We start from the raw sequence: 17,244 nt of genomic DNA, 5'->3' as shown, positions 1-17,244 counted from the left end.
CGATCCCGGCCTCGCGCGCCTCTTCCACGATGTAGGAGAGGATGGGCCGGTCGACGACGTTGAGCAGTTCCTTGGGCGTGGTCTTGGTGCCCGGAAGAACCCGGGTGCCGAGGCCCGCGACGGGCAGAACGGCCTTGCGCAAACGGGGCGGGACTTCGACCATGGGCGGCTCCGATCCCGGTTACCATAGCGGCGTTATGTTGCGTCGCAATAGAAATTGCGCAAAGCTCTCGCGGTCGCGAAATAGCCGATCAGGCTCACGTGGAGGGCGACGCCGGGGGCCATTGGGGTCTGCGCGCCATGGCGAGGGTCGCCAAGCTCACGCCGAGACCTCCGACGGCAATCCGGCGCAGTCCCAGAGCCTCCGATAGGTCGCCGACGGCGAGCGCCGCCCTCAGCCGCCAGCGCAGCGGATAAGCCATAGCCCGCCGGACGGACCCCGGCAGGCCGCAACGCGCCAGCGCCTCCAGTATGTCCCGACGTTCGCCCCAAAGCTCCTCGACCCCATGCGCGGAGCTCAGCAGGCTCGCGGCGATGCGAAGCTCGAGCGGATCGGGCGGCCGCGCCGCCCACAGCGGCGCCGCCCGCTTGAAATGCGCCAAGGCGCCGTCGTAGTTCTTGCGCACGAAGTTCGACACCGCCCGCTGCAGCACGGCGGGTCGCGGGTCGACGCCCTCCGGCCGCTCTAGCGGTTGGTAATCCTCGTCGCTCCAGCGCCGGTCGAGCCCGGCCATCATGATGGCGTCGTACTTGGCCCAGAGGCCGGTTGTATGGACCGCTGCGGCGCGCTCGGCGCCGCGCCCGCGCAGACTACTGTGGACTCGCTGCCAGAGGACCACGGCGTCGATCGGGGCGGCCGGGACCGCCCGCGCTAGGCGCAAGATCATGTCGAAGTCCTGGCTGCGCGCCAAAGCCTCGTCGTAGCCGCCGACATGCGCCAGGGCCGAGCCCCGGGCCATCCAGGCGGGATTGGGCAGGAAATCGTGATCGATCAGGCGCAGATGGAGCCGTCGCGGGTCTCGTCGATCGATCGGCTCGACGTCCGTGGGCGTGGCGGTCGGCGTTCCCTCGCCCGTGAAGCGGGCGTAACGCCCGTAGCTGAAACCCGCGGCCGGCGCGGCGTCCAGGGCCGCAACATGATTCGCCAGGGCGTCGGGCGGGAGCAGGTCATCATCGTCTAGCACCAGTACCGCATCACCGCGCGCAGCGGCCAGACCGCGATTGAGCGCAGCCGCCTTGCCGCCGTTGACTTGGCGCAGCACTATCCGACCAGGCCCTGTCCATGCCGCCAGGACACCGGCGGTCGCGTCGGTCGAACCGTCGTCGACGACGATGATCTCGTCCGCCCGGCGGGTTTGCCACCGACAGGCCTCGAGGGCCTGCGTCAGCAGGGCCGCCCGGTTGTATGTGGGAATAAGGACGGAGACTCGCGCGATCATCGGCGGGTCGCGCTTCGGCGGCGTTCGAACGACGCCCGAGCGCGGGCCGGGGGGCTCAGAACCGCGCTCTCGGCTTCAGAAGACGCCGGAACAGGCCGGCGGCCTCGCGCGCCGCCGCTTCGTCCGCGGCCTGCCCTTCCGCCGCGGCCCGGCCCTCCTGGTCCAGCACCCGCCAGGCCCAGCCCGCATCCGCGCGATCGAGTTGGATGGCGAAGCGCGGCAAGAAACGATCCATGAGGCAATTCCCGTTTCAGTCTGACACTTGGGACCCGGCAGACGCAAGAAATCTGCCACCCATCGAGAAACCCGCCCTTAACCGAACCTCGTTACGACACCCTAGCGACCTCCTGTCGCACCGAGAAACCCATGGCCCGGCTTTCTGTCCGTCTAGCGCCCCCGGACCCCCCGCCGTCTCGTCGGGGCGCGGCCGTGCCGCTGTTCCTGGCGGCCTTCGCCAGCGTCTTCGCGATCGTCATTCTTGGACTCGCGGTGTTCGCCCCGGCATGACCTTCCCGAGCTGATCGTCCGATCGCTTGAGCGTCTTGGGACGGTCCCGCCCCTCTGCTAAGGGTGAGGCTCACCGGAACGCGTCCATGCCCGCCCTGACCCGTCGAAGCCTCGTCGCCGCGTCCCTGCCGCTGAGCCTGGCCATGACCGGGTCGCAACCGCGCGTGGGGCTCGCGGCGCCTGTCGCGCCCCAAGCCCCCTTGCCAGACTTCTCCGGCGTGCGGCTGGTCCCCGGCGACTGGCGCGCGCCCTGGACGCCGTCCGACTGGACCGAACCCAAACTCTCCGGATACCGCTGGAGCCCGCAGGAGGCGACCGTGGTCGGCGGCGCCCTGGAGCTCCGCCTTCGGGACGGTCGCACCGCCCAGGTGCAGGCGGGCGACCGCGCCTTCTCGCGCGACGCCCTTTTCGAGGTGGACGCCACCCTGCCCCGAATGCGGCCGGGCCTGATCGTCGCCCCCCTCTGGCTCTACAGCCGCACCACCCGCGACGAGGCGGATTTCGAAGTGGTCGGCACGCGCGGGCTCACCGTCACCGTCTATGCAAGAGGCCGCTCGGTCTGGTCCCGGCTGTTGATCCCGGGGGACCTATCCGGGGCGCGGCTGCGCCTGGGTCTGCGCTACCAGGCGGGCCGCCGGCTGAGTTTCCTCGTGGACGGAAGGGAGCGTGCGGCCCTTTCCGCCGACGACGCCGAGGCCTTTCCCCGCGCCCCGCTCAAACCCCTGATGGAACTCTGGCCGACCCGGGCGGTGGAATGGGCGGGGGCCTGGCGAGCGCCGTCGCCCGGCGAGGCCCTGACCCTGACCATCCACGGCTACCGCGCCACCCCGGGCGGCGGATCCTAAGGGTTCGGCAACCACGACTGTTGACCTCGCCTTGGCGAAGTCGGGCGCAGGGTCGGCGGATCATTTTTCCAGGGACCGCCATGCCCGTCGATCGCCGCCTCCTGCTCGTCCGCCTTGGCCTCGGGCTCTTCCTCCTGGTCCTCGCGGCCCTCACCCTTGGCCCCTTCCAGGGCCTGGAGCGGCGACTGGGCCTCAGCGACGCCGCCGCCCACGCCATCGCCTTCTATGGCCTGTCCCTGGCCCTGTTCGCGGCCGCGCCCCGGTCGCGACGGAGCGACCTGGCGCTCTGCGCCTTTGGCGTAGGCGTCCTGATCGAGGCGCTCCAGGCGCTCGTCGGTCGATCCCTCAGCCTGTCCGATCTCGCGGCCGACGCCGCCGGCGTGCTGGCCGCCTTCGCCCCGGCCTACATCGAACGGACGCGGACGCGCCTGCGCCGGGGGACCGGCGCCGACGTGGGCTTCCGCGACCGTCGCGGCCCGCGCCGGACGACCGCCGTCTCCGGGGCGCCGAGGGCCTGACGCCTCAAACGGCGCCGCGGGCCTTCAGGACCGCCGGAACCGTCGAGACGAGAATCCGGGCGTTCAGCGTCAGGCTCCGGCGACGCGCATACAGGCTGTCGCAGGCCACACGGCGACGATAGGTGGCGGCGCTGCGGCCGCTGACCTGCCACAGGCCGGTGATCCCAGGCCGCAGTCGGCAATAGTGTTCGAGCCGCCGCCCATAGCGCCCCGCCTCCGTCTCCACGATCGGCCGCGGGCCCACCAGGCTCATCTCGCCCTGCAGAACGTTGAGGAACTGCGGCAGCTCATCCAGGCTCGACCGCCTCAGGAACCGGCCCAACGGGGTGATCCGCGGATCTCGCGTCAGCTTTTGATCACGCGCCCATTCGACGCGCGCCACGGGATCCTCCGCCAGCAGCGCCCGAAGCCGCGCCTCGGCGTCCGGCCGCATGGACCGAAACTTCAGGCAGCCGAAGGTCCGGCCGCCCCGTCCTATCCGGCGATGGACGAAGAGGGCCGGCCCGCCGTCCGAAAGGGCGACCGCCATGGCGATCAGCACCATCAGAGGGGCGAGAAACACCAAGGCGGCCAGGCTGAGAACGATGTCGAGCGCGCGCATGGCGCCGTCCTGCCGGGCCGGATCCCGCGGCGATACGCCGCCGGGCACGATCCATTCGAGGTCGGGACGCGGCGTTGGCGGTCGGCGCACGGCGGTCTCCGGTCGCGCGGGCGCCTCGGCGCACATGGACTATAAGGTCGGACTGTGGGGGGGGGGATTAACCTTGTTTGCAGTGCAACATGACGCGCGTCCGGATGCAAGTCGTTTCAGCCGACGGCGCGCACTTTCGCCTGCCAGGCGGCCGCCGTGGACACCATCTGCTCCAGGCTGCGGCGTGGTCGCCAGCCAAGGCTGGACAGTCGTCGCACATCGGCGACCAGCACCGACGGGTCGCCGGCTCGACGCGGACCGATTTGATGGGGAGGCGCAACGCCCAGGCAGGCGGCGGCGGCGGCGATGACCTCCCGCACCGACCGGCCGGCGCCGCCGCCCACGTTGAACAGCTGCTTGGTCTGGCCGCCCAGCATCGCCTCGAAGGTCAGCAGGTGCGCTTCGGCGAGATCCTCGACATGGACGTAGTCGCGCACGGCGGTGCCATCGGGTGTCGGATAGTCGTCTCCGAAGACGGTGACGGGGGGACGGTATCCGAGCGCGGCGCCCGCCACCAGCGGGATGAGGTGGGTCTCCGGCTCGTGGTCCTCGCCGATCTCGCCGTCGCCGTCGGCCCCGGCCGCGTTGAAGTAGCGCAGGATGGTCCACCGCCCGCCGGCCGCGGCGGCGCCCCATTGCAGGGCTTCCTCCAGGGCCAGCTTGCTCGCCCCGTAAGGATTGATCGGTCCGGTCGGGCTGTCCTCGGTGAGGGCGGCCGCCCCCGCCGGATCGCCGTAGACCGCGGCGGTCGAGGACAGGAGGATTCGGTCCACCCCCAGTCCCAGCAGGGTGCGAAAGAACGTCGCGCCGTGACCGACGTTCTCGGCGTAGTATTTGAGAGGATCGACGAGGGACTCGCCTACCAGGCTCTTAGCCGCGAAATGCATCACGCCGCACGGCGCGAACTCGGCCACCGCGCGCCGCACCGCCTCTTCATCGGCGATGTTCGCTTGGACCAACGGGCCCCAGCGCACGGCCGCCGCATGGCCCGTGGACAGGTCGTCGAGGGTGACGGGCCGGTAGCCCCGTTGCGCCAGGGCCTTGCACACATGGGAGCCGATGTAGCCGGCGCCGCCGGCGACGAGAACGGACCTGGACATCACCGACCTGCCGATTGCGGGCGAGCGACCGGGTCGGGTCGCGCCGTAAGTTGGGGATAAATCCCCGCGCTTAAGAGTTTCCTGATCACGATGAGGCAGGATGAAAGGATCAAGGCCCCCCGCCTCTGGCCGGACCGGAGAGACGCATGACGCCCGAGCGCAAGCCCGCCAGACCGGACGACGGGACGGATCATGACCGGTCCTCCGACCGGGCGGACGGCGCGCCTTCGGCGGACATGGCGCCCGCTTCGCCCCTGCCCCCGCCGTCGAGCGATGCCCGCCGACTGCAGAAGGCGCTAGAAGGGCGCTGGCTGGGCCGGAATGAAGCGAAATGGTCCCCGCGTCGCACTCTGGCCTTCGTCATCGGGGCGTCTCTTCTGCTCTGGGGGCTCATCATCGCGGGCATAGCGGCCCTCCTCTAGGCGTCGTGCGGACGGCCGGTCCGCTCCAGCAGGCGCAGGGCCTCGGCGCCGTCGGCCGCCGGGCGACCCAGGGCGCAATCCGACGTCCAGGCGGCATGATAGGCCCCGATCTTCCCGGTGCTGTTGTCCAGGAACACGTGGGGCAGGCCCAGCAGCATGCACAGAATGTGCACATGCAGGCGGTCGCAGACGACCGCCTCGGCCTGGGACAGGAGCGCGACCCCGCGGGCCAGTCGATGGTCGGCCAGCCGGTTGAGGCCAAGGACCTGGCGCGCGTTCCGACCCCAGACGCCCGCGGCCAAGCTGTCGAGCCGTGACGGCCAGCGGAGCGCCTGCATCGCCTCGGAATCCTCCGCTGGCCAGTCCACCGCCCCCTGGACCGGGTCGGCAGCGGATTCCTGGTCGCGTCGGCGGAACTGCAACACCGGGATGGACGGCGCGGCGGCGCGCTGGAGCGGCCCCAGGCCAAAGGCGGCGTCCGGCGCCAGGGACACCTCACAGTCGAAGTTGGACTGGGCGAAGGCCAGGCTCTGGTGATCGCGCACCATCAGCCGGAAGTCGCCGTGCGCCCGGATGGCCGCCGCCGTCCGGGCGATCGCATCGGGGTCCCGGAAATGCAGGGACTGGGGCAGCTGCACGATACGCCGCCCGGGGAAATCCCGCAGGATCGACAGCTTGAAGGCGTGGAATTCCGGATAGAGGTCCCCGAAGCTTCCGCCGCCCGTGATGAAGATCGGCCCCTCGGGAACGGCCCTTTTGAGATCGGCGGCGTCGTGATTGTGGAGCCCCGAGGCGTAGCTCGGCGGCCGTCCGCTCAGCGTTCTCAGAAGGCGAACAGCCCCGGCCCAGATCGCGGAGTCGCCAATGTTGTCGTGATCGGGGTGATCCACCAGCGCGTACCGCTGGCCCGGCGCCAGCTCCCGGCCGAGCTGACGCAACAATTGGTCGCGCTGTCGCGCGATCACTTCGGCGCAGGTGGTCATTCGGTCGCTCCTGGGGAGGATGGCGTCGATAAGGCTAACACAACTGATGCCCGTCCCGGCTTCAACCCCTTTGGGCCGCCGGGGCGTCGAGGTCCCGCCGAGGGTGGCAGGAATGCTGCACTGCATAGGCCCATAAGGCCGATTCGGGCCGGCCTGTGCTAAAATGGAACAGCGTTATGGATCTCGGCCTCCCCCGTCCCCTCGCGCTCGCGCCGTCCAGGCCGGCGACGGTCCCGTCCACGATCGATCCCTTCCGGATGATCGAACTGGCCGCCGTCCTCGCGCTTCTGGCTTTCCTGCTGCCCCTGTTCGCGATCATCGTCCTGCTGATGGCGATCGGCGATCCGGGACCGGTGTTCTTCCGGCAGCAACGCGTGGGGCGCGGCGGGGTTCTGTTCCCGTGTCTCAAGTTTCGCTCGATGGTCGTCGACGCGGACGCGCGGCTGCAGCGGCTGCTCGACGCGGATCCGGCGGCCCGGCGCGAATGGGATCGAACGCGCAAGCTGACCGCCGATCCTCGCATCACGCCGATCGGGGCCTTCCTGCGCCGCAGCAGCCTGGACGAACTGCCCCAGTTGCTCAATGTCCTGCGCGGCGAGATGAGCCTGGTGGGGCCCCGCCCCATCGTGCCGGCCGAAACCGCGTATTACGGCCGGTATATCGCCGACTACTGCCGGGTCCGGCCGGGGATTTCCGGCCTCTGGCAGGTCAGCGGCCGCAGCGACACGACCTATCGACGGCGGGTCGCTTGCGACGTGCTCTACAGCCGGCGTCGGACCTGGCGCCTCGACCTGGCGATCGCGGCCGTCACCGTGCCTGCGGTCCTGGCGGCCAAAGGCGCACGCTGACCGAAAAAGCGGTCGCTGCAACGCACAATCGCTTGCCTTCGGCAGCCGGGTTGCCGCAACACTCTGTGGAAGCGGTTAAGGATAGGGAATGGCTGAGACCGGCACGCGCGCATCCTCTCGATCGCCGTCCGCATTGGCCGCCTCGGGGGCGGCGCGATGACGGCCGTCTACATCCTCGCGGCGCCGGTGTGTCTCGGGCTCATTGTCATGCTCCTCTGGCCCACAATCTCCAACTGGCAGGCGCGCCGGAACCGCCGCCGCCGCAACCGCTACTGGAAATGAGCGCACCCCGTCCCGCCGCCCCGCCGGCCGAGATCGACGTCTGCATCTGCACCTTCCGGCGCACAAGTCTGGCGGACACCCTTGCCTCTCTCGACGCCCAGGTCGGCGCACCTCCCTTCCGGATCATCGTCGCGGACAACGACGACCACCCCGGGGCGAAAGCCGTGATCGCCGCGGCCCGGACGCGGGGGCAGGCCGTCACCTATGTCCATGCGCCTGCGCGCAACATCTCGATCGCCCGCAACGCCTGCCTGGCGGCGGCCACCGCGCCCTTCATCGCCTGGATCGACGACGACGAGCGGGCGCCCTCCGACTGGCTGGCCGGTCTTCGCCGCGCCCTGGACCGCGCGGGCGCCGACGCCGTGTTCGGGCCGGTGAGGGCCGTCTACCCCCCTTGCGCGCCTGCGTGGGCGGTCAGGGCCGATCTGCATTCGACCCGCGCCGTCGAGACCGCCTCGGGCGTGGCCACGGGCTACACCAGCAACGCCCTGGTGCGACGCGCGGCGATGGGCGACCTCCAATTCGACCCCGCGCTGGGGCGGTCCGGTGGCGAGGACACCGACCTGTTCTGGCGGATGCACGCCCGCGGAGCGCGGCTGGCCGCGGCCTCGGACGCCCCGGTCACCGAGGAGGTCGATCCGACGCGCCTCACCCTGGCCTGGCTGGCGCGGCGGGCGTTCCGGTCTGGCCAGAGCCATGGGCTGCGCTTTGTCGGCTCGCCCGCACGGCGCGCCGCCGCGGTGCCGCCGGCTGCGGTCAAGGCCGCGGCCTGCCTCGCCCTGGCCGCGTTCGGTGCGGCCGACCCGGCGGCGTGGCGCCGACAGCTGGTGCGCGCGGCCCTCCACGCTGGCGTCGTGTCCCGTCTGCTGGGTCTGCGCGAAGGGATTCTCTACGGATGAGCCGGCCGCGCCCCGACCACCGCGATTTCGAAGGGGGACGGCGATGACCGTACCCGATCGCACCGCCCTGCTCTTCTACGACGGTTACGAGCTTAAGGCCGAACCGGGACTGGGCGGGGCCCTCTATTCCAACGGGCGGCGGCTGGCGCGATATCTTTATCGGAGCGCCCGGCACCGCCAGACCCACACCGGCTTTTACACGGCCTTCCTCGGCCTGCGCCGGTCCCTGCGCGCGAACGGCTGGACCGTACGGGTCAACGACTTCGCTCTCGCGCGGGCGAACCCCGAGCACGCTATCGGAGTAGCGGGCTATCCGAGCGTGCTCGACAAGGTCCGGCTTCCCAATCCGATGGTGTTCGGCCCGGGCGATTACGGATCGGCCGACGCGGCCGTCGCCCTGGCGCGGCGCGATGAGGTCCGGATCCTGACTCAGCCGTGCGACTGGGCGGTCGCCTTTAACCGGCCCTGGGTCGGCGACAAGGGCGCGGTCCTCTTCGCCGGCATCGACACCGACGCCTGGCCCGACCTGTCCGGCCGAGACAAGCGCGTGGACGTGCTCGTCTATGACAAGATCCGGTGGCGCCGGGAGGAGCGCGAACCCACGGTGCTCGAAAGGACGCTCGCTGGACTTGAGGCCGCCGGCCTCAGCTTCCGCGTCCTGCGCTACGGCCGCCATCACATCTCGGCGTTTCGCCGCGGTCTCGCCGAAAGCCGAGCCCTGCTGTTCCTGTGCGAACACGAGACCCAGGGCATCGCCTATCAGGAGGCGATGGCCAGCGGAGTCCCGGTGCTCGCTTGGGACGAAGGCGAGCTCGTCGACCCTTATCTGGCGCGGCTCGCCCCGCCGGGGCTGACGGTCAGCAGCGTGCCCTATTTCGATGACCGGTGCGGAATGCGGTTCCGGATCGACGATTTCGAAGCGGTCCTCGAGGCCTTCTGGGCCAACCGTGACCGCTTCCGACCCCGGGCCTATGTCCAGGAGCAACTGTCACTCGCCCGCTGCGGCGCCGCCTACATCCGCCTGCTGCGGCGGGCCGGCGCAGGGTCGACCGTCCAGGAATGACACCTCGGACCAGGGTCCCAAGTGGGGTAAGGAGCCGTTAGAAGGCGGACGCACTCGGGGTCGTTCGCCGCCGACGCATCAGGGTTCTGAAACCAGGTGAAACAGGACGGCCTCAGCCAGAGTCACGGTTGGCTTCCGCCCGGAGGGGCTCGTTCCTTTACGCCCAGGAGGCTGCTGGCGGGATCCCCGCTCTCCAGGAAGCGACCTGCACGCCATTTGATCGGCTGTGCTGAGCATGGAAGCGATTGACCAAATCGCGCGGGATCGGGCCTTAGGGCAAGATAAAAGGGCGGGTTCTGGGGCCGGTTTTCCTGCGCATTGACAGATACTTGGGACAAACGCGGAGATCACTGCCGACTTGCATCGACTTGGCGCCCGTACCTCCGGAGAATTGCGCGTTCTGAAGGCCCAAACCGCGCGCGTGGGTCTCATCGAGGCTTAAGCGCGATGCCTCCGTCTCAGCGAAAATCGTCTCGATGGCCCCCGCGAGCGCGCGCTTGTTGGATCGGCTTAGCGCTTCTCAAAGGGGAGGCACCTAGGACGTACGAAAGCGAGCGACCTGCCTCCTGAGTCAGGGCGCAACTTCGAACCGACGCCCCATTCGCTCCGCCATCGCCTTGATCGGGTCGTCCGTAAGGTGCGCATAACGCTCGGTGGTGCGACTGCTTGCGTGACCTAACGCCTTTCCGATCATCGCAAGGGATGCACCGTCGGCCAGGGCGAAGCTGGCGAACGAATGGCGGAGATCGTGGAGGCGCACCCCGACAAGACCAGCGCGAGGCAGCACCTTCTCCCGCCAAAGCTTGCCTTCTGCTGTCGTGTGGCCGCTCTCACCGCGCTTAGCCGGAAACACGTAGACATCCCCCTCCTGACGTCGATGCAGGCCCCGCAGGATTTCCAGCGCCGGGGTGTTGAGAGCAATCCTTCGATTCCCGGAGTTTTTGCCCGTCTTTGTGCGATCGGGAGGGAGATCGAGGCGAGAGCGGTCGAAATCGATCTCCGACCATCGTAGCCCTGAGATTTCCCGCCTGCGCGCCCCGGTCAGCAGCAGCAAACGGAAGATGGCCCCATAGTTCCCGGACAGCTGACCCTCGGCCTCCAGCGATCCGATCGCCTCCAGCAGAGCCAGCGCCTGCGCATCCGTGAGAAATCGCTCCACCGACGGCCGGCTTGCGAGCTTAACGCCGCCGCAGGGATTTGGCCCGGTCATCAGGCCTTCCTCTATGGCCCACGAGAACATGGCCCGTGCGGTCGAGAAGGTCCGCGCGGCGGTCCCCTCCCCACCCTTCACGATCGCCTTGCCTCTAGCCTTCGTCTTCTCGACGGTTGCAGTCTCGCCGGCCGTGATGGCCGAGACCATGCGGGCCATGTCGCCCTTGGTCAGGCCGGAAGCCAGCCGCTTCCCAAGCAAGGGCCGGACGTGCCGGTTCAGATTGGAAGTGTCCTGCTTCCAGGACAGCTCACGCTTGCCCGGTTTCGATTTTCGGCCGTCCGTCAAATAGAGGTCGATCAAAGACGCAACGGTCAGATCGTCTTTGATCCGTTTTTCTTCGGCTGGATCGTCGCCTTTCTCGACCCGCAGCAGCGCCTTGGCGGCTTCCCCTCGCGCGGCGTCGGGCGTCCAGGGGTTGCCATGCTCCCCGAACGTCAGCCACCGCTGGCGCCCCTTGATGCGGTACTTGAGGGCATACACTTTCCGGCCGGAGGCGTAGAGCCGTAGGCAGAACCCGGACAGGTCCGCATCCCATAAGCGAACTTCGCCCGCCTCTGGACAGAGAGCCGCATCAACCGCGCGCTTCGTAAGCCTCGTTTTCTTCATGGCCGCCAAACCTGACCGCGGACTTATCCGCTACCACACCGCTACCAACTTTGAGAAAATGCCGGGAAACGCCGGCACACGACAGAACACCTCAGAACCCCGTATTCACGGCACTTTGGTAACCGCAAGGGTAGTCCGGAAACCACCGGAAAACAATGTTAGCTAGCTTTGGTAAGGCTGAGGTCGGCAGTTCAATCCTGCCCGGCGGCACCATCTGAGATGAAAAAGGCCCGGCTCACGCCGGGCCTTTTGCATTGGACTTCAGTCGCCGATCAGGCCGCCGGGGCGGCGGGATGTCGGCCAGTCGTCTCGATCGCCGTCATCCTTGGACCAGGAAAAGCCCATCGACAGACTGCGGGTGTCGCCGCCGTTGAAGCGCGGATAACGGCCCAGACCGTAGCCGGGACCATAGGCGCCAGGGTATCCGCCCCAGGACCAGGGTTCATTGCGGCCTTCGCGGTAGGCCAGGTCCAGTCGGCCGTTCTCGCCGACGGGCAGCGACACGGCGGCGCCATAGCTGCGATAGCCGCCGGTGCCGATTCCGGCTTCCACCATGCCATGCATCTGCCGGTCGTCGGCCGGAGCTGCAGCGACCGCCTCCTCGAACGACTGGCCTCGTTCGCGCGCAGCGATCCACCTCTGGATCTGTTCTTCCGTGGTCATGCCGTGCGGCGCGGCGTCCTGCGCGGTCGGCGACGGCGCCGCGACCGGAACAGGCGCCGCTGCGGCGGAAGCCAGATCCAGCGCCCCCGCGGGCGCGGTGGCGACCACACCGTCGGGGTCGGCCAGAACGGCCACGGTCAGCAGGCTGGCGAGCAACATGGTCCGTATCCTTACGCTGAGATCATCCTATCACCGCGATTGCGGCCAAGGTCAGGCGTTTCCATCCCCACGGCCCAAAGGATCAGGCAGCGCCTCCCCCTCGGCGACGAAACTGAGCGCCACGGAGTTGATGCAGTAGCGGTCGCCAGTCGGCGGCGGCCCATCGGGGAAGACGTGTCCCTGATGGCTGTCGCAGCGGGCGCAGCGGGTCTCGATTCGCACCATGCCGTAGCTTGTGTCGCGGACCGCCAGGACGTGATCCGGATCGACCGGCTGGGTGAAGCTGGGCCAGCCCGTGCCGCTCTCAAACTTCGTGCCGCTGCGGAACAACGGCAGACCGCATTCCCGGCAACAGAACACCCCTGCCCGCTTTTCGCCCAGCAGGGTTCCGCAGAACGGGGCCTCGGTGCCGTGGGCCAGCAGGACGCGCTTCTCTTCCGGCGACAGATCGGCCTCCAGACGAGCGCGCTCTTCATCCGAAGGCGGGGTGAGGTCGAATCCGGATTGCGAGCGCAGCGAGGCGGGATTGGAGGCGATGTCGGTCATGGATCGCAAATAAGAAGAGCCGGACAGAGGTTCCACCCCTGCCCGGCCCTCTCTTCGCTTCAGATCGCCAGTCTTACTGGAACAGCGTGCCGACCCATGTGCGGACAGCGGCCTCGTCGGTCGGATCACCGGTGTAGGCCAGGCCCTGCGCAGGCGTGAAGGGGGCGTCGTTTCCGCGCTCGCGCGTGGTCCAGGCCTTGTGGCCGTAGCTCAGCTCCGCATAGTTCGACGGCAAGCGCACGACGGTCGGTTCGATGAAGATCGAATCCTCGGCCGTCACCGACCCGGCCAGGCGCACGTTGGGCAGGCGGGTCAACAGGTCCAGCGTGTCCAGGCAGCCGCTGGTGCAGCCACCGTCGACCAGCACGACCACCTGCCCCTGCACGGGGTTCGCAGCGCCGGTGTCCGGCACCGAAGGGCGGCCCGCCATGGTGAAGGTCGGCTGGTTGGCGGCCAGGGCGGAGTCGAACGCGGCGACGATCGCCTGAGTCTGCTCGATGACCGGGGCCGACTCCTGCACGAAGCGCGGGTCGGCCTGCATCCGGGCCAGGGTGTCGACGAACCACTGGCGGTTGGCCGGGGTGGCGCGGTACGTGATCGAACCGGCCTCCGGCTGGCGGCTGACGGTGAACTCGGGCGTCCAGATGCGATTGGCCAGGCCGTAGCCGCGCGACGTGGCGTTCAACGAGGCGCCGTTCGCACCGCGCAGATCGATGACTGCGCCCTGCGGCCCGCGGATAGCGGCCAGCTGACCTTCGATCGCTGCATAGAAGGCGTCCCAACCGGCGTCGTCGGCCAGGCTGTGCACGTGGACCCAAGGCCGGCCGTCTACGGTCTCGACCGACAGCGGGTTGGCGCCGGGCGTATAGACGCTGGCGCGGTAGGCGGCTTCCAGCGCGGCCCTGTCCACGGTCTGGGGCGGCAGACGATAATCACGCGTGCGGCGGCCCTGCTTGAACTGGCACTCGCCGGTCGGCACGCCGCCGGCGAAGGGGTTGTTGCGGTTCCACAGCAGATAGGGGGCGGTGCGCACCTTGCCTGCCTCGGTGGTCAGGTCGCCTTCCCAGCGGTCCAGCTTGTCGGCGGCCATCTGCGCGGCGGTCTCCTCGCCGCAACCGACGAAGACCGAGCCGACCGGCGGCAGGCCGCGCACGCCGGGCTGAACATAGGAGACGACGTATTCGCCGTTGCGCCAGGCGGTGGCCAGGCCGGGCCAGCCGATGGCGAAGAACGGCCCCAGACCTTCGTAAGTGGGCCGGATGGCGATGTTCGAATCGCGGAAGCCGTTGGCGTAGAAGCGCATCAGATAGGCATGGCTGTCGCCGCTGTTCACGCGCCCGGCCTGGCCCAGGGCCTCCTGAAGGCCGGCGTCGATCCAGGTGCGGAAAGCCTCGCTGGCCGCGCCGGGCACGACGGCGGCGGGATGGTTGGCGGCCAGAGCGTCGTGCGCCGCCTGCAAATCCTGCTGCGCCAGGGCGCGGAAATCCTGCGCGACTGCGGCGCCGGCGGCGAGTGTCAGGGACAGCACGGCGGCCGAGGCGGCGGCGAACATGCGGGTCATCGGGGAACTCCTGGGCCTGCTCAGAATGGGGCTGAGCCGTTAAAGCTTAACGCGCCCTCGCTTGCCAACCCCGCCGCCGGCCTTTTCGGCGGGCGTCCAGCCGGATGCGGCGATCCGGCGCGGTTCTAGAGCGGCGCCGCGACGTCCACCGTCTGGCCGAAGAGGCGGCGAAAGCTGTCCCGAAGGGCGCCGTCCGCCTCGTCCATGGCGGCCGGCACCCCCAGGTCGACCAGGCTTGTGACGCCATGCTGCTGGATTCCGCACGGCACGATGCCGGCGAAGTGGTCCAGATCCGGCTCCACGTTCAGGCTGATCCCGTGGAAGGTCACCCATTTGCGCACCTTCACGCCGATGGCGGCGATCTTGTCCTCCCGCGCCCAGCCGGCGCCCTTGCGCTCGACCCAGACGCCGACGCGCCCCTCTCGAACGCCCGCCGCGACCCCGAACGCGTCAAGCGCTCCGATCAGCCAGCCTTCCAGCCCGCGCACGAAGGCGCGCACGTCCCGGCCGCGCTTGTCCAGATCCAGCATCACATAGGCCACGCGCTGGCCCGGCCCGTGATAGGTGAACTGCCCGCCCCGTCCGGTGCGGTGGACCGGAAAGCGTCCAGCGTCCAGCAGGTCTTCATCCCGGGCCGACACGCCGGCGGTGTAAAGCGGCGGGTGCTCCAGCAGCCACACCATCTCGTCGGCCTCTCCGGCCGCGATCGCGGCGACGCGCGCCTCCATGAAAGCCTCGGCGCCGGCGTAGTCGACGTGGCCTTTCGAAAGCGCCCATTCGACGGGGCGGTCATCGGCGCGAAACAGCGTCCTGGGGGTGGGACTTAACGGCTCGGCAAGCATGACGCTTCAATGTGTGCGCCAAGGCGATTGCGCAAGGGCGCGCGCCTCGAGTGAACCGAGTAGATCCTTTGAGCCAGATCGAAGCCGTCGACGTCGAAATCTCCGTGGTTCTGGGCCGATCGGTGCTGCCGATGTCCCAGCTGCTGCGCATGGGACGCGGCGCGGTGATTCCTCTGGACGCCTCGGAACGCGACGAAGTTTGGATCCTGGCCAACAACCATCCGGTGGCGCGCGGCGAGATCGAGATTCGCGACGACCGCATCGCCATCACGGTGACGCGCCCGGCCGACGTCTACGACTTCATGGCCGGCGCGGCCTGATCCAGAGGCTTCTTGACGCCGCCCGGCGCGACAAGCTGACAAAGCCGCTTTTCTTTTCCGTCCCGTTCGTCTATTCGCCGCCGCTCCGATGCGAGCGGTCGTGGCGGAATTGGTAGACGCGCAGCGTTGAGGTCGCTGTGGGGCAACCCGTGGAAGTTCGAGTCTTCTCGACCGCACCATCTGGTTTGACAGGGCGATTCATCGGCTAATACGGCTGGGCACATCTACCAAAGGAAGGCGACAACGTGAGCACCACGGATACCGCCCTCCTGAGCCCCGAGCCGGACACCGAAGAGCACGTCGCCCTGGATGAGGATTACGTCCTCACGCCGGCTTTCGTCGAAAAGGTCGTGGACGCCGCCGACGACGGCGACGGCATGCGGCTGCGGTCGCTTCTGGAAGACCTTCACCCGGCCGACGTCGCCGACCTGATGGGCTTCCTGACGGCCGAGCATCGGGCGGTCGTGGTGCTGTGGCTGCCGCCCGAGCTGCTGGCCGCGACCCTGCCCGAACTAGACGACGGCATTCGCGAGGAAGTGCTGGAACGAGTGCCGCACGGCACCCTGGCCGAAGCGCTGCAGGAGCTGGATTCCGACGACGCGGCCGCCGTCGTCGAGGACCTCGAGGACGACCAGCGCGAGCGCGTCCTGGCGGCCATGCCCGAGGTCGACCGGGCCGCCATCGAGAGCAGCCTGGGCTACGAAGAGGATTCCGCCGGCCGCCTGATGCAGCGCGAGGTGATGGCCGCGCCCCAGTTCTGGAATGTGGGCGACACCATCGACCACATCCGCCGCCAGGGCGACGATCTGCCCGAGCTCTTCTTCGACATCTATGTCGTCGACCCCCTGAACCGTCCGGTCGGGGGCGTCGCGGTCAGCGGCCTGCTGCGCGCGCCGCGCACGGCGGCGCTGACGGAGCTGATGGACCCGGTGAACGAGATCACCGTCGATCAGGACCAGGAAGAGGTCGCCTACATCTTCGAGAAGTACCACCTGATTTCGGCCCCCGTCGTGGACGCGGCCGGTCGGCTGGTCGGCCAGATCACCGTCGACGACATCGTCAACATCATCCAGGAAGAGAACCGCGAGGACATCCTGCGCCTGGCCGGCGTCTCCGACGAGGATCGCGGTTCGTCCGTCGGAGAGATCGTGCGCGGCCGCGTGCCGTGGCTGGCGGTCAATCTGGCCACGGCCGCGCTCGGCGCCAGCGTGATCGGGCTGTTCGAAGGCACGATCCAGCAGATCGTGGCCCTGGCGGTGCTGATGCCCATCGTCTCGGCCATCGGCGGCAACGCCGGCACCCAGGCCCTGACCGTGACCGTGCGCGCCCTGGCGACGCGCGAGCTGAACTCCGCCAACGCGATGCGCACCTTCCTGCGCGAACTGGCGGTCGGCATGGCCAACGGCCTGGTCCTGGCGCCGCTGATCGGCGTCGCCGCCGCCTTCTGGTTCCGGGACGAGGACTGGCGCATCGGCCTGGTCATCGCGGCCGCCATGGTGCTGAACCTGCTGGTGGCCGCCATGGTGGGGATGCTGACGCCCCTCACCTTGTCCCGGCTGAAGCTGGACCCGGCCGTGTCGTCGGCCGTTTTCGTGACGGCGACGACGGACTTCTTCGGCTTCCTGATTTTCCTCGGACTGGCGACGATGGTCCTGCTTTAGCCACGGGCTGGGGGCATACCGGCCCGCGCCTTGCTGAAAGAAGGACGAGGGCCCCGCCTCCGTATCGAATTGGGTC

17 protein-coding genes, 1 tRNA gene and 1 pseudogene are annotated in these 17,244 nt (G+C 69.0%); 8 read left to right on the top strand and 11 right to left on the bottom strand.

Translation table 11 applies throughout. The annotated features are described in order from the left end of the window. The 3 genes and pseudogenes from ACE3PU_RS09675 to ACE3PU_RS09665 form a co-directional block, all read right to left on the bottom strand. Positions 1–163: pseudogene (locus tag ACE3PU_RS09675) on the bottom strand (UTP--glucose-1-phosphate uridylyltransferase); the annotation flags it as partial. Positions 164–257: 94 nt separating this feature from the next. Next, entirely contained in the window at positions 258–1,439 is a 1,182-nt protein-coding gene (locus ACE3PU_RS09670; protein ID WP_374389139.1) for a glycosyltransferase family 2 protein, read from the bottom strand. A gap of 55 nt (positions 1,440–1,494) precedes the next feature. Next, positions 1,495–1,674, bottom strand: a complete 180-nt coding sequence (locus ACE3PU_RS09665) for a hypothetical protein (protein ID WP_374389137.1) — start codon at positions 1,672–1,674, stop codon at positions 1,495–1,497. 358 nt (positions 1,675–2,032) lie between these two features. Here ACE3PU_RS09665 and ACE3PU_RS09660 point away from each other — a divergent pair, with 358 nt between their 5' ends. Next, positions 2,033–2,791 carry a hypothetical protein gene (locus ACE3PU_RS09660; protein ID WP_374389136.1) on the top strand — a complete coding sequence of 253 codons (759 nt, stop codon included), beginning with the start codon at positions 2,033–2,035 and terminating at the stop codon, positions 2,789–2,791. An 80-nt stretch (positions 2,792–2,871) separates the two neighbouring features. Continuing rightward, positions 2,872–3,309: a vanz family protein gene (locus tag ACE3PU_RS09655; RefSeq protein WP_374389134.1), complete on the top strand. Its 438-nt coding sequence runs from the start codon at positions 2,872–2,874 to the stop codon at positions 3,307–3,309. A gap of 4 nt (positions 3,310–3,313) precedes the next feature. Here the strand turns inward: ACE3PU_RS09655 and ACE3PU_RS09650 are convergent, their stop codons facing one another. From ACE3PU_RS09650 to ACE3PU_RS09640, 3 genes are all read right to left on the bottom strand, one after another. Beyond that, entirely contained in the window at positions 3,314–4,000 is a 687-nt protein-coding gene (locus tag ACE3PU_RS09650; protein WP_374389132.1) for a sugar transferase, read from the bottom strand. Positions 4,001–4,116: 116 nt separating this feature from the next. Continuing rightward, positions 4,117–5,100 carry a UDP-glucose 4-epimerase GalE gene (gene galE / locus ACE3PU_RS09645; protein WP_374389130.1) on the bottom strand — a complete coding sequence of 328 codons (984 nt, stop codon included), beginning with the start codon at positions 5,098–5,100 and terminating at the stop codon, positions 4,117–4,119. 418 nt (positions 5,101–5,518) lie between these two features. Beyond that, positions 5,519–6,505, bottom strand: a complete 987-nt coding sequence (locus ACE3PU_RS09640) for a polysaccharide pyruvyl transferase family protein (RefSeq protein ID WP_374389128.1) — start codon at positions 6,503–6,505, stop codon at positions 5,519–5,521. A 257-nt stretch (positions 6,506–6,762) separates the two neighbouring features. On the opposite strand from ACE3PU_RS09640, the gene ACE3PU_RS09635 reads away from it, so the two are divergent. The 3 genes from ACE3PU_RS09635 (at position 6,763) to ACE3PU_RS09625 (ending at position 9,597) form a co-directional block, all read left to right on the top strand. Next, positions 6,763–7,353: a sugar transferase gene (locus ACE3PU_RS09635; RefSeq protein ID WP_374389126.1), complete on the top strand. Its 591-nt coding sequence runs from the start codon at positions 6,763–6,765 to the stop codon at positions 7,351–7,353. Positions 7,354–7,631: 278 nt separating this feature from the next. Then, positions 7,632–8,534 (top strand): glycosyltransferase family 2 protein, encoded by a 903-nt coding sequence (locus ACE3PU_RS09630; protein WP_374389124.1) that lies wholly within the window; start codon positions 7,632–7,634, stop codon positions 8,532–8,534. A gap of 43 nt (positions 8,535–8,577) precedes the next feature. Then, a complete protein-coding gene (locus tag ACE3PU_RS09625; RefSeq protein WP_374389122.1) occupies positions 8,578–9,597 on the top strand; it encodes a glycosyltransferase in 1,020 nt (339 codons plus the stop codon). A 571-nt stretch (positions 9,598–10,168) separates the two neighbouring features. Here ACE3PU_RS09625 and ACE3PU_RS09620 read toward each other — a convergent pair. The 5 genes from ACE3PU_RS09620 to lipB form a co-directional block, all read right to left on the bottom strand. Then, positions 10,169–11,416: a tyrosine-type recombinase/integrase gene (locus tag ACE3PU_RS09620; protein WP_374389120.1), complete on the bottom strand. Its 1,248-nt coding sequence runs from the start codon at positions 11,414–11,416 to the stop codon at positions 10,169–10,171. 261 nt (positions 11,417–11,677) lie between these two features. Next, positions 11,678–12,238 carry a hypothetical protein gene (locus ACE3PU_RS09615; protein ID WP_374389118.1) on the bottom strand — a complete coding sequence of 187 codons (561 nt, stop codon included), beginning with the start codon at positions 12,236–12,238 and terminating at the stop codon, positions 11,678–11,680. Between the two features lie 51 nt (positions 12,239–12,289). Beyond that, complete coding sequence (gene msrB, locus ACE3PU_RS09610; protein WP_374389116.1) at positions 12,290–12,784, bottom strand: peptide-methionine (R)-S-oxide reductase MsrB; 495 nt, start codon at positions 12,782–12,784, stop codon at positions 12,290–12,292. Between the two features lie 73 nt (positions 12,785–12,857). Then, positions 12,858–14,345 carry a hypothetical protein gene (locus tag ACE3PU_RS09605; protein WP_374389114.1) on the bottom strand — a complete coding sequence of 496 codons (1,488 nt, stop codon included), beginning with the start codon at positions 14,343–14,345 and terminating at the stop codon, positions 12,858–12,860. 125 nt (positions 14,346–14,470) lie between these two features. Continuing rightward, the gene (gene lipB / locus ACE3PU_RS09600) at positions 14,471–15,187 is read right to left on the bottom strand and encodes a lipoyl(octanoyl) transferase LipB (protein ID WP_374389112.1); all 717 of its coding nucleotides are present in this window, start codon (positions 15,185–15,187) and stop codon (positions 14,471–14,473) included. 68 nt (positions 15,188–15,255) lie between these two features. Here lipB and ACE3PU_RS09595 point away from each other — a divergent pair, with 68 nt between their 5' ends. From ACE3PU_RS09595 to mgtE, 3 genes are all read left to right on the top strand, one after another. Beyond that, positions 15,256–15,507, top strand: coding sequence for a FliM/FliN family flagellar motor switch protein (locus ACE3PU_RS09595; RefSeq protein WP_250202403.1), 252 nt, complete (start codon positions 15,256–15,258; stop codon positions 15,505–15,507). Positions 15,508–15,601: 94 nt separating this feature from the next. Next, positions 15,602–15,686 (top strand) — tRNA-Leu (locus ACE3PU_RS09590). A 66-nt stretch (positions 15,687–15,752) separates the two neighbouring features. Next, a complete protein-coding gene (mgtE, locus tag ACE3PU_RS09585; protein WP_374389109.1) occupies positions 15,753–17,168 on the top strand; it encodes a magnesium transporter in 1,416 nt (471 codons plus the stop codon). Positions 17,169–17,244: the final 76 nt, after the last annotated feature.

The sequence above is a fragment of the Brevundimonas sp. genome, from assembly GCF_041911375.1.
Classification (GTDB): Bacteria; Pseudomonadota; Alphaproteobacteria; order Caulobacterales; family Caulobacteraceae; genus Brevundimonas.
This window is presented reverse-complemented; position numbering and strand designations above follow the sequence as displayed.

Bases quoted from the DNA above. Each gene is read 5' to 3' on its own strand.
- ACE3PU_RS09625 (WP_374389122.1), top strand. From the start codon at position 8,578: ATGACCGTACCCGATCGCACCGCCCTGCTCTTCTACGACGGTTACGAG.
- ACE3PU_RS09615 (WP_374389118.1), bottom strand. From the start codon at position 12,238: ATGTTGCTCGCCAGCCTGCTGACCGTGGCCGTTCTGGCCGACCCCGAC.
- galE (WP_374389130.1), bottom strand. From the start codon at position 5,100: ATGTCCAGGTCCGTTCTCGTCGCCGGCGGCGCCGGCTACATCGGCTCC.
- ACE3PU_RS09635 (WP_374389126.1), top strand. From the start codon at position 6,763: ATGATCGAACTGGCCGCCGTCCTCGCGCTTCTGGCTTTCCTGCTGCCC.
- ACE3PU_RS09605 (WP_374389114.1), bottom strand. From the start codon at position 14,345: ATGACCCGCATGTTCGCCGCCGCCTCGGCCGCCGTGCTGTCCCTGACA.
- lipB (WP_374389112.1), bottom strand. From the start codon at position 15,187: ATGCTTGCCGAGCCGTTAAGTCCCACCCCCAGGACGCTGTTTCGCGCC.
- ACE3PU_RS09665 (WP_374389137.1), bottom strand. From the start codon at position 1,674: ATGGATCGTTTCTTGCCGCGCTTCGCCATCCAACTCGATCGCGCGGAT.
- ACE3PU_RS09620 (WP_374389120.1), bottom strand. From the start codon at position 11,416: ATGAAGAAAACGAGGCTTACGAAGCGCGCGGTTGATGCGGCTCTCTGT.
- ACE3PU_RS09640 (WP_374389128.1), bottom strand. From the start codon at position 6,505: ATGACCACCTGCGCCGAAGTGATCGCGCGACAGCGCGACCAATTGTTG.
- ACE3PU_RS09670 (WP_374389139.1), bottom strand. From the start codon at position 1,439: ATGATCGCGCGAGTCTCCGTCCTTATTCCCACATACAACCGGGCGGCC.
- msrB (WP_374389116.1), bottom strand. From the start codon at position 12,784: ATGACCGACATCGCCTCCAATCCCGCCTCGCTGCGCTCGCAATCCGGA.
- ACE3PU_RS09655 (WP_374389134.1), top strand. From the start codon at position 2,872: ATGCCCGTCGATCGCCGCCTCCTGCTCGTCCGCCTTGGCCTCGGGCTC.
- ACE3PU_RS09660 (WP_374389136.1), top strand. From the start codon at position 2,033: ATGCCCGCCCTGACCCGTCGAAGCCTCGTCGCCGCGTCCCTGCCGCTG.
- ACE3PU_RS09630 (WP_374389124.1), top strand. From the start codon at position 7,632: ATGAGCGCACCCCGTCCCGCCGCCCCGCCGGCCGAGATCGACGTCTGC.